This is a genomic window from Pseudomonas sp. NPDC089396 (genome assembly GCF_044749545.1).
GTDB lineage: Bacteria > Pseudomonadota > Gammaproteobacteria > Pseudomonadales > Pseudomonadaceae > Aquipseudomonas.
This window is the reverse complement of sequence record NZ_JBIVIC010000008.1, coordinates 153,664-167,024: the sequence shown is the minus strand read 5'-3', so window position 1 is coordinate 167,024 and position 13,361 is coordinate 153,664. Positions and strand designations below refer to the sequence as shown.

The window sequence follows — 13,361 nt, the reverse complement described above, 5'->3', positions numbered from 1 at the left end:
AAAAAAACCATCCAACATGAAGGGGCGACGACTAGACCGCCGCCCCCTCATCTCAAAGTCCCTGCTCAGCGAACGGCACGGCCAGCGCCAGGGCCTGGTCCAGCGCAGCGACGTCGACGCCACCACCCTGGGCCATGTCCGGACGGCCACCGCCCTTGCCACCCACTTTTGCCGCGGCTTGTTTCATCAGGTCGCCAGCCTTGAGTTGGCTGGAGAGGTCTTTGGTCACGCCGGCCACCAGCACGACCTTGCCCTCATGCTCACTGCCCAGCAGGATCACTGCGTGGCCGAGCTTGTTCTTCAGCTGATCGACGAGGGCCAGCAGTGCCTTGCCATCCTGCCCATCCAGGCGGGCGGCGAGCACCTTGGCACCCTTGACCTCAACAGCCGCGTTGGAGAGATCATCCCCGGCGGCGCTGGCGGCCTTGGCCTGCAGCTGTTCCAGCTGCTTCTCCAGCTGACGGTTGCGCTCAAGCACCGCCGACAGCTTGTCGATCAGGTTGTCACGGTTGCCCTTGACCAGCTGCGCGGCTTCCTTGACCTGCTCTTCGGCAGCGTTCAGGTAGGCCAGCGCGGCGGCACCGGTAACCGCTTCGATGCGGCGCACGCCCGAGGCCACGCCACCTTCGCTGATGATCTTGAACAGGCTGATATCGCCGGTGCGCTTGGCGTGGATACCGCCGCACAGCTCGACGGAGAAATCGCCACCCATGCTCAGCACGCGCACGGTGTCACCGTACTTCTCGCCGAACAGGGCCATGGCGCCCTTGCGCTTGGCGGTTTCGATATCGGTCAGTTCGGTTTCGACCGGGGTGTTCTTGCGCACTTCGCGGTTGACGATGTCTTCCAGGGCCTTGATCTGCGCAGGCGTCACCGCTTCGAAGTGGCTGAAGTCGAAGCGCAGGCGCTGGCTATCGACCAACGAGCCCTTCTGCTGCACGTGATCGCCCAGCACCTGGCGCAGCGCCTCGTGCAGCAGGTGGGTCGCGGAGTGGTTCAGCGAAGTGGCGTGCTGCACTTCGGCATCGACCTTGGCTTCAACGGGTGCGCCAATGACCAGTGCGCCGCTGGCGACCACGCCGTGGTGCAGGAAGGCACCGCCGGTCTTGGTGGTGTCGCGCACATCGAAACGCACGGCGCCGGACTGCAGGTAGCCAGTGTCACCGACCTGGCCACCGGATTCGGCGTAGAACGGGGTGCGATCGAGGACCACGACGCCCTGCTCGCCTTCACCCAGCTGATCGACCGACTGGCCATCCTTGTACAGGGCGATGACCTTGCCCTGGCCTTCGGTGGCGTCGTAGCCAAGGAAGTCGGTAGCGGTGTCGACCTTGACCAGGCTGTTGTAGTCCATGCCGAAGGCGCTGGCGGAACGGGCACGCTCACGCTGGGCGTCCATCTCGCGCTCGAAGCCGGCTTCGTCGATGGTCAGCTCGCGCTCGCGGGCGATGTCGGCGGTCAGGTCCATCGGGAACCCGTAGGTGTCGTACAGTTTGAACACCACGTCGCCCGGTACCACGTCGCCTTGCAGCTGCGCCAGGTCCTGCTCGAGGATGCGCAGGCCCTGCTCCAGGGTCTTGGCGAACTGCTCTTCTTCGGCCTTGAGCACGCGCTCGATGTGCGCCTGCTGGCCCTTCAGCTCAGGGAAGGCCTCGCCCATTTCGGCTACCAGGGCCGCGACGATCTGGTAGAAGAAGCTGCCCTTGGCGCCGAGCTTGTTGCCGTGACGGCAGGCGCGACGAATGATGCGACGCAGCACGTAGCCACGGCCTTCGTTGGACGGCAGCACGCCGTCGGCGATCAGGAAGCCGCAGGAACGAATATGGTCGGCGACTACCTTCAGCGAAGCCTGGCCATCGTTGCTGCAGCCGATGGCCTTGGCCGCGGCAGTCAGCAGGTTCTGGAACAGGTCGATCTCGTAGTTCGAGTGCACGTGCTGCATCACCGCACTGATGCGCTCCAGGCCCATGCCGGTGTCCACCGACGGCGCTGGCAGCGGATGCAGCACGCCATCGGCCGTGCGGTTGAACTGCATGAAGACGTTGTTCCAGATCTCGATGTAGCGGTCACCGTCTTCTTCCGGCGAGCCGGGTGGGCCGCCCCAGATGTCGGCGCCGTGGTCGTAGAAGATCTCGGTGCACGGGCCGCACGGGCCGGTGTCGCCCATGGTCCAGAAGTTGTCTGAGGCGTACGGGGCGCCTTTGTTGTCACCGATGCGCACCATGCGCTCGGCCGGCACGCCGACTTCCTTGGTCCAGATGTCGTAGGCTTCGTCGTCGCTGGCGTAGACGGTGACCCAGAGCTTTTCCTTGGGCAGGTTCAGCCACTGCTCGGAGGTCAGGAAGTTCCAGGCGAAGGTGATCGCATCGCGCTTGAAATAGTCGCCGAAGCTGAAGTTGCCCAGCATTTCGAAGAAGGTGTGGTGACGCGCGGTGTAACCGACGTTTTCCAGGTCGTTGTGCTTGCCGCCGGCGCGCACGCATTTCTGGCTGCTGACGGCGCGCGTGTACGCACGCTTCTCTGCACCGAGGAAGCAGTCCTTGAACTGGTTCATGCCTGCGTTGGTGAACAGCAGGGTCGGGTCGTTGTTCGGGATCAGCGAACTGGAGGCGACTCGGGTATGTCCCTGCTCTTCGAAGAAGCGAAGGAAGGCTTCACGGATTTCTGCGCTTTTCATAGGTTCTTCCACGGAAACGGCGGCCCTTGGGGCAAACGCGTCGACGAAACGACGGCAAAGGGCCGCATTATATCGGTCCTGCAAACTCGGTGCAGTGTGTTTATGCGATAGAAAGTGTCGGTTGGGCGGCTTTTGAAGCGCTTGCAATCGAAAATGACATGACCTGATGCTAAATGCAGCCTTTCGCCCCTGGCAAGCCAATTACCGCCCAAGGGCAGGGAAAATGGAACAGGCGGTGAATTAAGAGGTTTTCATCTGGGGCCGGAGCCGCAATGGCCCTGTAAACGATGCAAATTTCAGCCTTCCGCGACGATGTGCTAGATAGCTACTACGCCCCCGCCCTTGCACCACCCTACCCTCGGCTGCTCTGCAACCTTTCCCAGGCCTGCACAGTGTGCGACGAGGTATTTGCATGAATCCCAATCCGACCTACTTCATTTCTGGAAGAACCAGTGGTTTCCAACAGTGGAAGGAAAAGCTCTCGCCAGACAAGGAAATCCACAAACTGCTCGTGCACCGCGACGACCAGCTAGATATCTACCTGGAGCAGATCCGGTTCAAGGAGGGCCAATTCCCAAGTCGATTCCACATGGTGCTAGAGAGTCGCTTTGCTGGCGCGACCATCGACCTGTCGCCCTACGATTGCCACCTCCAGGCCATCGTCGACAGCAAACGCTTCATCCTCGCGCCGACACCGGAAACAACCCTCATCATCAAGGCAGCAGATGGAAACACCCAGGTCAATGTGCAAGATGACGTGGATATACCGCTCATCATCCAGATCGGTAGCGGCAACAGTAGCGTCAAGACAGGCAGCGGCATCACCGAGGTATTCACCGGTACGGGCGACTTCCACATCGAAGTGGGCAAAGGGCTGGCATTTATCAAAAGTGACTCGGCCAACTGCCGTATCACCGGCCACATCCTGATCGACAACCCTCACGCATCGGGTACCTATGCACGCTCGCAGCCCGGTGACGAACGTTTTGCAGCACCTCTTGAGCCTCCCTTCGATACGCTCGCCAACTCTACATTCGAGGTAGCAGGCAGCGATACCTTCAAGCAGGCAGTTGACAACCACCTTATCTTTCTCCGCCACACGCACTGTGGCCAGCAACTTTTGGCCGAACTGGCCAGGCGCTCGGGGATAAAGATCACCGAAACGGAGGGTGTCACCCAGTTCGAGGTTCACGTTACAGACCCCACGGACGAGGATCACCACCTGCAACGAAACAGTCAGGGGCAATGGGTTGCCGGTTGGCCTGCCGAAGGTGGCAATCTGGCGCTCAACCTGACGCGTTCGGACAGCGACAATCTGCCGCTACTGGATTTCTACCGCTGCCTGTGCGAGGCATACAACGCCTTCAACGGCACGACCATGCCGGACAGCATAGCGACAGAAACTTATGATCTCAGGCTGATTCAGGTCGCCAGGGCCAATCTGCAAGCGATCGGCCTGGCGGCCGGCATCTCCTACGACTTCGACAATGATCCGTCGACGCCGCCGACCGAAACCAACCCTTCGCAGTTCACCGAGAATGGCTTGAGACTCGAGCTAGGCCTGCAACCACGCCACTATTACTAAACTGATGCGATAACGCACTGAGTCCTGCGCTGGGCCCGCTCTGCCTCAATACCTGCGGAAGCGGGCTCGCCACGGCTCGTTCAGGCGAGCTTCTGCCCTGCATCCGGCACGATCAGTATCCCTGCCCTGAGGCCATTTTTGACCTTTGGGTTAGGGAAAATGATCCGCGCCCCCTCCTCCTCGACCACCCAGCGCATTTCCGCCAAGTCCTCGGCCAGCAGGTAGCCCTTGCTCAGCTCGGAGAAGTTCTCGATATCCGCCGGCAGGTGCAGGTGGAAGCTGTCACTGTGCTTGATGATCTCGCGGGCGACACTGAACAGTTTCAGCCCATCCAGCGATTCATCGATCTCGGGCTCGGTGTCCTCGATGATGCGGATCAACCGCTCTTCGAGCTTGTCGAGGTTGACCTGCTCGTTCTGCCCGAACGGTCGCGCCTTGCCCAGCTCCAGGGTAAACGCCTCGGCATCGAGTTGCTCATAGGTGAAGGCACTGAAGGTGATCGACGACTTGCTCTGCAGCAGCACTGCCTCCATGCCGGCCGCGGCCAGGCGAGCCAGCTCGCGGCGAGAATGCTTGCGCCCTTCTTTATAGGGGTACAGGGCGAACTGCTCGATCTTCGAGCCACGAATCGCGGTGTGCAGGTCATAATGCAGGCGAGTGCGCTCAGGCTTGCTGAAGAACACCCGGGCGAACTGTTCGAGCTCCGCCGCCCTCAATGCCTCGAAACCACTGGACAGCTCATGGCGGCCGTTGAACAGGCGGTTGATGTCCTGTTCGATGAAGCGCTCGCCCTTGCGGATCGCCACTGGGTTGCCGAACAGAAACAGAAGCCGCGCACGCGGCTTGATCTTGCCGTTTGCCACACCGTGCAGCAGCCGTTCGAGCAGTTCGATCGGCGCTGTCTCGTTACCATGGATACCGGCCGAGAGCAGCAGGTCCAGCCCGCAATCCTCGCCTTCCGGCGGACGCACTTCCAGTGCGCCCTCCCCCAGCCAGCGCAAACGCACGCCCTTGGGTGTCACTTGGGTCTTCTCGGCCGGCTCGTGATCGGTCAGGGTCAGCTCAAGCAGTTTGCCAAGGGCAAGCATAGGCACTTCCTTAGTGGTGGTGGCCGCAATCGGGGCCATGGACGTGATCGTCGCCTTCCTCGACCTCCGCCGGTTCCATCTCCAGCTGCAGGCTGACCAGGTTGGTGGCCATCGGGCGCAGCAGCAGGTTGGCGTACTCGGCGGCGTCTTCCTCGACGTCCACGCCGATCAGCAGCTGGCCGCGGCCATCCTGCTGAATCCACACTTCCTTGCCTTGCCAGACCACGGCAAAGCGGGTGCAGGAGGTTTCCAGCTGGGTGCCGTCGGTGTCTTCGAGGATCAGGCGCATGGCGTCGGTCATTACAGGTTCTCTCTTCAAGGTTGGCGTTGGAACGGATAGACCGAACCCAACTTCAGGATCTGGGTCAACTCATCCAGCGCGGTACGGCACTCCACCAGCAACTGCGGATCGGCAAGGTCCGCTTCGCCAAGGCGGTCGCGGTAGTGCTTGTCGACCCACTGCAGCAGCGTGTCGTACAGCGGGGCGGTCATGATAACGCCTGGATTGACCGCTGCCAGTTCCGATTCCTTCAAAGCCACGCGCAAGCGCAGGCAAGCCGGGCCACCGCCGTTCTGCATGCTCTGCTTGAGGTCGAACACCTTGACCTCCTGTACCGCGCCACCCTGGGCCGTCAGCTGGTTCAGGTACGTCCAGACCCGCTCGTTGTTGCGGCACTCTTCCGGCACCACCAGCAGCATGGAGCCGTCGTCGCGGCTGAGCAGCTGGCTGTTGAACAGGTAGGAGCGCACCGCATCCTCTACCGTCACTGCCGCGCGTGGCACGCGGACGGCCTGGAAACGGCCGCCCTTGCTGGCCAGTTTAGCCTGTAGTTGGCCAAGCACCGCGTCGGTCTCGAGGAAGGCGTCTTCGTGGTAGAACAGCACCTCGCCGTTGCCCACCGCAATCACATCGTTATGGAACACACCCTGGTCGATCACCGCCGGGTTCTGTTGAGCGTAGACCACACCGTCGTCGCTCAGGCCATGCAGCCGCGCTACGGCCTGAGAGGCTTCCAGGGTCTGGCGCGCCGGGTATTTCTGTGGCGCGGGGTAGCGGCTGTCGAAGGCGCTGCGGCCATAGACGAAGAACTCGACACCCGCCTCGCCATAGCGGCGGCAGAAGCGCGTGTGGTTGGCGGCGCCCTCGTCGCCGAACTGCGCCACGGCGGGCAGTGCCGGGTGATGGGCAAAGTGCTTGTCGTCGTTGAACATGGCCGCCAGCACGCGGCTGGTGGTCGGGTGCTCGATGCTGCGGTGGTACTTGCAGTTGAGGTTGGCGGCAGTGAAATGCACGCGGCCATCGGCGGTGTCGGCGCTGGGGCTGACGGTGGCCGCATTGGCCACCCACATGCTCGACGCCGAGCAGCTGGCGACCAGCAGGGGCATGGCCTCCTTGGCCGCACGCTGGATCACTTCGGCATCGCTTCCAGCAAAGCCCAAGCGGCGCAGCGCCGCTACGTCCGGGCGCTCCTGGGGTGCCAGCACGCCCTGCTGGAAGCCCATGTCGGCCAGCGCCTTCATCTTCGCCAGGCCCTGGCGCGCCGCTTCACGCGGGTTGGAGGCCTGCTGGCTGTTGCTCTGCGAAGCCACGTTACCGTAGGACAGGCCGCCGTAGTTGTGGGTAGGCCCCACCAGGCCATCAAAATTCACTTCATAGGATTTCATCGGCAAGGCTCCGTGACCTGTTGTTATAGGGTGACGCCCGGCGTCAGGGACGCCGGCAAGGCAAGGCTGGCGGTCTCCAGCGAAGCCACGGGGTAAGCGCAGTAATCGGCCGCGTAGTAGGCACTTGCCCGATGATTGCCGCTGGCGCCCACGCCACCGAACGGCGCGCTGCTGGCGGCACCGGTCAGTTGCTTGTTCCAGTTGACGATGCCGGCGCGGCTGCGCAGCCAGAAGTACTGGTAGCGGGCACGGGAATCGGACAGCAGGCCAGCGGCCAGGCCGTACTGGGTGTTGTTGGCTTCGTCGATGGCGGCGTCGAAGTCGGCGTAGCGGATCACCTGCAACAGCGGGCCGAAGAACTCTTCATCGCGGCGCTCGGCCACGCCGGTGACATCGAGGATGCCGGGGGTCAGCAGCGCAGCATTCGCCTGCGGCTGGGTCAGCGGCAACAACGCCACTGCGCCCTTGTCGAGCAGTTCGGTCTGGGCCGCCACCAAGGCCTGCGCGGCCTGCAGCGAGATCACCGCCCCCATGAATGGCGCAGGCTGCTGGTCGAACGCACCGACCGTGAGGCTTTTGCTTACCTCGACCAGGCGCGCGATCAGCGCATCACCCCAGGCACCGTCCGGTACCAGCAGCCGCCGGGCGCAAGTGCAGCGCTGGCCAGCGGAGATGAAAGCCGACTGGATGATGGTGTACACCGCAGCGTCGAGATCCTTGACCTCATCGACCACCAGCGGATTGTTGCCGCCCATTTCCAGGGCCAGAATCTTGTCCGGGCGCCCGGCGAACTGCTGGTGCAACAGGTTGCCGGTGCGGCTGGAGCCGGTGAAGAACAACCCATCGATACCGGGGTTGGCTGCCAGTGCCACGCCGGTTTCGCGGGCGCCCTGAACCAGGTTCAGCACACCGGCCGGCAGGCCGGCGGCGATCCAGCAATTGACGGTCAGCTCGGCGACCTTGGGGGTCAGCTCGCTGGGTTTGAACACCACGCAGTTGCCCGCCAGCAGCGCGGGCACGATATGGCCGTTGGGCAGATGGCCGGGGAAGTTGTAGGGGCCGAATACGGCCACCACACCATGGGGCTTGTGGCGCAACACCGCCGTGGCATCGGCCAGCGGGCCGCTTTTTTCACCCGTGCGTTCGCGGTAGCTCTGCACCGAGATCGCCACCTTGTTGACCATGCTGGTGACTTCGGTAGCCGACTCCCACAGTGGCTTGCCGGTTTCCTCGCCAATGCAATGGGCCAACGCTTCGGCGTGCTGCTTGAGCTGTTCGGCGAATTTTTCCAGCACATCGATACGCGCTTCCAGGCTCAACTGCGCCCAGGCCGGGAAGGCCTGGCGAGCCGCCTGCACGGCGGCCTCGACCTGGCTGGCAGCGGCGCCCTGCCCTTGCCAGATGACGGCTTGGGTTACCGGGTTGAGTGACTGCAGGGGTTCGCCCTGGCCGGCCTGCCAGGTGCCGGCGATGTAATGCGTGGTCATTTACTGGGCCTCCCGGCTTGCCGACAGCGGCACGGCGCGCACGTTGTCGCCTGCGCCCATGCGCAGGCGCTTGGCAGTCAACGGGTCGACCACCAGGGTGCCGGCGGCCAGGCGCGCGGGCGCAGCGGTGATGCGGCAGTCGTCGCGCTTGCGGTTATGGATGATGTAAGGGGTAGCGTCATCGCCTGGCGTGCCGACGGCCAGCACCAAAGTCTGGCTCTCACGCACGGCGCGAATCTTCGAGGTTTCGCATTCGATGGCAGGGCCGGCGTCGAAGATGTCGACGTACCCCTGGTAGCTGAAGCCTTCCTGCTTGAGCATGGCCAGCGCGGGCTCGGTGTCGGTGTGCACACGGCCGATGACACTGCGCGCCGCCTCCGAGAGGAAGCAGGTGTACAACGGGAACTTGGGCATCAGCTCGGCGATGAACGACTTGTTGCCAACGCCAGTGAGGTAATCCGCCTGACTGAACTCCATCTTGAAGAAGTGCCGGCCGAGGCTTTCCCAGAACGGCGAGTGCCCATGTTCGTCGGACATGCCGCGCATCTCGGCGATGATCTTGTTGCCGAACAGTTCCGGGAACTCGGCAATGAACAGCATGCGCGCCCGCGACAGCAGGCGGCCATTGAGGCCGGAACGGTGATCGCCGCGCAGGAACAGCGAGCACAGCTCGGAGTTGCCGGTGAGGTCGTTGGCCAGGAACAGGGTCGGGATCTCGCGGTAGATGCCCAGCTCCTGGGAAGCGCTGACCGTCAGGCCGACCCGGTAGTTGTACCAAGGCTCGCGCAGGCCGACAGCGCCGGCGATGGCGCTGATGCCGACCACCAGGCCTTCGTCGTTCTCCATCACGAACAGGTAGTCGGTGTCGCCACGCTCGGCTTCGCCACGGAAGCTCTTCTCGGCCCAGCCGACGCGATGCCCGAGGCGTTCCTCGTTGGCCGGCAAGGTGGTCAGCCCGGTGGTGCCGGTGCTGCGAGCCAATTCGATCAGCGCGGGTAAATCGCTGCTGCGTACAGGACGAACGATCATGCTATCTCCTTGTGCGGCAGCGAGCGCTGCCGCAAAACTCTGTTCCCAGGCCTCAGACCGCGACCAGGCGCACGCTGGCGCCCTCGCCCACACCCAGCGCATCGGCCGCTTCGGCGCTCAGGCCGACCGGCTTGCCCGGCACCCAGTCCAGCTCCAGCAGCACCGCGCGGTAGTCCTGCAGCTGGCCATTGCACACCAGGTACTGACGCCCGCCCTTGGCCGGCGCCTCTTCAAGCTTGACCGGCACCACACGGCTCTGGGCGATCGAGCGAATACCCGAAGCCCGTGCGTGCAAGGTCGGCCCGCCGTCGAAGATGTCGATGTAGTGCTCGGTCTCGAAACCTTCGCGCATGAGAATGTCGAAGGTGATCTGCGCGCGCGGATGGACCTGGCCCATGGCCTCCTGCGCAGCATCGGGCAGCAGTGGCACGTAAATCGGGTAGTGCGGCATCAGCTCGGCGAGGAAGGTGCGACTCTTCAGGCCGCACAGGCGCTCGGCGTGGGCGTAGTTGAGGTCGAAGAAGTTGCGTCCGATGGCGTCCCAGAACGGCGACTCGCCCTGCTCGTCGCTGTAGCCGACGATCTCGGTGACCACCGACTCGGCAAAGCGCTCCGGGTGCGAAGCCATGAACAGCAGGCGTCCGCGCGAGTTGAGCTCGGCCCAGCCGCTGTCGACCAGCTCTGGCAGCACATAGAAGCTGGTCAACAGGCTGTTGCCGGTGAGGTCGTGGCAGAGCGACAGGACGTGGATCTTGTTGTGGATCTTCAGCTCGCGCGAGGCATGCACGAAGGTTTCGTTACGGAAACTGTAGAACGGCTCGGAATAGCCGGCCGAGGCGACGATGGCCGAGCAACCGGCGAGCTTGCCGGTGGCGCTGTCCTCGAGCACGAAGAAGTAGCTCTCCTCGCCGTTGAAGCTGACTTCGGCAGCGAACGATGTTTCCGAGGCGGCGATCTTGTCGCCCAGACGGGCAGCGTCGTCCGGCAGCGAGGTGACACCAACGGGGCTGTCCGCAGCCATGCGCTGCACTTCGTTCAGATCAGCCATTTGCGCGGGGCGCATCACCAGCATGGTGTCACTCCTTTGGAAAAACTGGCCGTGCACGACGGCGCGAAAAAACGGCGGGCGCCTGCAAGCACGCACCCGCTGTGGAAATCGGGGTTCGCCGGCGCCACCAGGCGCCGGCGAGGATCACAGGCGAATCAGCCCTTGATCAGGTTGCCCACGGCACGCTCGAAGCGGTCCAGGCCTTCATCGATGTCGGCGTCTTCGACCACCAGGCTCGGTGCGAAGCGCACCACGTCCGGGCCTGCCTGCAGCACCATCACGCCTTCCTTCTCGGCGGCGTTGAGGATGTCCTTGGCCTTGCCCTTCCAGGCATCGCTCAGTACACAACCAATCAGCAGGCCGACACCGCGCACCTGGGTGAACAGGCCAGTCTGCTGGCCGATCTTCTCCAGGCGGGTCTTGAAGCGTTCGTGCTTGGCCTTGATACCGGCCAGGGTCTCTGGGGTGTTGATCACGTCCAGTACGGCGCAAGCCACGGCGCAGCCCAGCGGGTTGCCACCATAGGTGGTGCCGTGGGTACCAACGGCCAGGTGCTTGGCGATTTCGCTGGTGGTGAGCATGGCACCGATCGGGAAACCACCGCCCAGGCTCTTGGCGCTGGTGAGGATGTCCGGGGTCACGCCATAGTGCTGATAGGCATACAGCGAGCCGGTACGGCCGACGCCGGTCTGCACTTCGTCGAAGATCAGCAGCGCATTGTGTTCGTCACACAGTTTGCGCGCGCCTTCCAGGTAGGCCTTGTCGGCCGGCACCACGCCGCTCTCGCCCTGGATCGGCTCGATTACCACGGCGCAGGTCTTGTCGGAAATCTGCGCTTTCAGCGCTTCCAGGTCGTTGTACGGCACATGGCTGATACCGGTGATCTTCGGGCCGAAACCGTCGGAGTACTTCGGTTGGCCACCGACGCTGACGGTGAACAGGGTGCGGCCGTGGAAGCTGTTCACGGTGGCGATGATTTCGTGCTTGTCCGGGCCGAAGCGGTCATGGGCCACGCGACGGGCCAGCTTGAAGGCGGCCTCGTTGGATTCGGCGCCGGAGTTGCAGAAGAAGGCACGCTCGGCAAAGGTGGCGTCGACCAGCTTGTGCGCCAGACGCAGGGCCGGCTCGTTGGTGAAGACGTTGGATACGTGCCAGAGGGTATTGGCCTGTTCGGTCAGGGCCTTGACCAGCGCCGGGTGGCAATGGCCCAGGGCGTTCACCGCGATGCCGCCGGCAAAGTCGATGAGCTCACGCCCCGACTGGTCCCACACGCGGGAGCCCTCGCCTCGCACAGGAATGAAGGCCGCCGGAGAATAGTTGGGAACCATGACCTGGTCGAAATCGGCACGTTGCACCGGGGCTTGCTCAACGGACATCTGAGTCTCCTGAAGAGGAACGCTGGCCTGAAAATGGCGAGCGATGGGGGGATTGTAAGGACTGATCCGCGCCTGTCCTTGCGGCCAAGCGACAACTTGTTACAGCGCAAAACCCAGTTTTAGCCAGGCTTTCGGCAATGCGACAAACACTGTCGCAATCGCGCAGTGTAACGGCAGCGGGGGGCTGGGTGAACGGGTGTTCACATAAGAAAGGACGGTGGCTGTACCGGCCCTGTCGCCGGCAAGCCGGCTCCCACAGGAACCTGCGGCACCGCGATCATTGTGGGAGCCGGCTTTGCCGGCGATAGGGCCCGACTGGACAGCCGAAGTTTCAGCCCTTCTCCGCAGGCGCCGAGCTCAGCTCGAACGGGCTGCTGCTACGCCGCTGGTTGCGGTCTTCGCGCGGTGTGGCGCCAAAGAAGTTGCGATAGGCACTGGAGAAGTGCGGCCCCGACGAGAATCCGCAGGACAAGCCAATCTGGATGATCGACTTGCTGGTCTGCATCAGCATCTGCCGCGCCTTGTTCAGGCGCAGCTCCAGGTAATACTGGCTTGGCACGCGATTCAGATACTGCTTGAAGATACGCTCAAGCTGGCGCCGCGACACGCACACATGCTGGGCGATTTCGTCGGTGGTCAGCGGCTCTTCGATGTTGGCTTCCATCAACAGCACCGCCTGGGTCAGCTTCGGGTGGCTCGAACCCAGTCGATTCTGCAGGGGAATACGCTGACGCTCGCCGCCCTCGCGAATGCGCTCGACCACCAGCTCCTCGGACACCGCACCCGCCAGCTCCGCGCCGTGGTCGCGGGCCAGCACCGCCAGCAGCAGGTCGGTCACCGCCATGCCGCCACAGGCGGTGAGGCGATCACGGTCCCAGTCGAACAGGTGGCTGGTGGCAATGACCTTGGGGAAACGCTCGGCAAAGTCGTCCTGCCAGCGCCAGTGCACGGCGGCGCGGTAACCATCGAGCAGACCCAGCATGGCCAGCGGGTATACGCCGGCAGACAAGCCGCCAATCATGCAGCCGCTGCGCGCCACTTGCTTGAGTGCCGTCGACAGCGTCGAACCCACTGCCTGTGGCAGCTCATCGGCCAGCAGAAACAGCTTGTGGCACCCTTCCAGGCGGCCACTCCAGGGCTCGCCTGGAAGGCGCCAGGCACCTTCTTGAGCGGGCTCGGCCTGAAGGAAGACCAGTTCGTAGGCCACATCCGGATGCACCCGCTGGGCCACCTGCAATACCTCTTCCGCCAGCGCCAGGGTCAAAGGCTTGGTGCTGGGCCAGATGAGAAAACCGATTCGCTGGGTGGTCATAGGGTAAGGTCCGAAACCTGAGGTCGTTCGCGTCTGTGGCGCCGGGGGCAAGCCGCGCTCGCTGCGCAGCATGCCCTATTCTGGTGCAAAGATG

Annotated in this window: 10 protein-coding genes; 1 reads left to right on the top strand and 9 read right to left on the bottom strand. The window is 63.4% G+C overall.

Features of this window, described 5'->3' with window-relative positions; all coding sequences use genetic code 11:
- Positions 1-52 precede the first annotated feature (52 nt).
- Positions 53-2,677, bottom strand: coding sequence for an alanine--tRNA ligase (gene alaS, locus ACIPZB_RS16980; RefSeq protein WP_400641746.1), 2,625 nt, complete (start codon positions 2,675-2,677; stop codon positions 53-55).
- Positions 2,678-3,089: 412 nt separating this feature from the next.
- Here alaS and ACIPZB_RS16975 point away from each other — a divergent pair, with 412 nt between their 5' ends.
- Positions 3,090-4,262 (top strand): M91 family zinc metallopeptidase, encoded by a 1,173-nt coding sequence (locus ACIPZB_RS16975; protein WP_400641745.1) that lies wholly within the window; start codon positions 3,090-3,092, stop codon positions 4,260-4,262.
- 80 nt (positions 4,263-4,342) lie between these two features.
- Here the strand turns inward: ACIPZB_RS16975 and astE are convergent, their stop codons facing one another.
- The 8 genes from astE to argR form a co-directional block, all read right to left on the bottom strand.
- Positions 4,343-5,350 (bottom strand): succinylglutamate desuccinylase, encoded by a 1,008-nt coding sequence (astE, locus tag ACIPZB_RS16970; RefSeq protein ID WP_400641744.1) that lies wholly within the window; start codon positions 5,348-5,350, stop codon positions 4,343-4,345.
- 10 nt (positions 5,351-5,360) lie between these two features.
- On the bottom strand, positions 5,361-5,651 hold the full coding sequence (locus tag ACIPZB_RS16965) for a topoisomerase II (protein WP_400641743.1): 291 nt from the start codon (positions 5,649-5,651) through the stop codon (positions 5,361-5,363).
- 14 nt (positions 5,652-5,665) lie between these two features.
- On the bottom strand, positions 5,666-7,015 hold the full coding sequence (gene astB, locus ACIPZB_RS16960) for an N-succinylarginine dihydrolase (protein WP_008098650.1): 1,350 nt from the start codon (positions 7,013-7,015) through the stop codon (positions 5,666-5,668).
- 23 nt (positions 7,016-7,038) lie between these two features.
- Positions 7,039-8,502 carry a succinylglutamate-semialdehyde dehydrogenase gene (gene astD, locus ACIPZB_RS16955; RefSeq protein ID WP_400641742.1) on the bottom strand — a complete coding sequence of 488 codons (1,464 nt, stop codon included), beginning with the start codon at positions 8,500-8,502 and terminating at the stop codon, positions 7,039-7,041.
- Positions 8,503-9,531: an arginine N-succinyltransferase gene (gene astA / locus ACIPZB_RS16950; protein WP_400641741.1), complete on the bottom strand. Its 1,029-nt coding sequence runs from the start codon at positions 9,529-9,531 to the stop codon at positions 8,503-8,505.
- Between the two features lie 52 nt (positions 9,532-9,583).
- Positions 9,584-10,603 (bottom strand): arginine/ornithine succinyltransferase subunit alpha, encoded by a 1,020-nt coding sequence (gene aruF / locus ACIPZB_RS16945; RefSeq protein ID WP_008098644.1) that lies wholly within the window; start codon positions 10,601-10,603, stop codon positions 9,584-9,586.
- A gap of 131 nt (positions 10,604-10,734) precedes the next feature.
- Positions 10,735-11,955, bottom strand: coding sequence for an aspartate aminotransferase family protein (locus tag ACIPZB_RS16940; RefSeq protein ID WP_400641740.1), 1,221 nt, complete (start codon positions 11,953-11,955; stop codon positions 10,735-10,737).
- A 331-nt stretch (positions 11,956-12,286) separates the two neighbouring features.
- Positions 12,287-13,267, bottom strand: coding sequence for a transcriptional regulator ArgR (argR, locus tag ACIPZB_RS16935; RefSeq protein ID WP_400641739.1), 981 nt, complete (start codon positions 13,265-13,267; stop codon positions 12,287-12,289).
- Positions 13,268-13,361 lie beyond the last annotated feature (94 nt).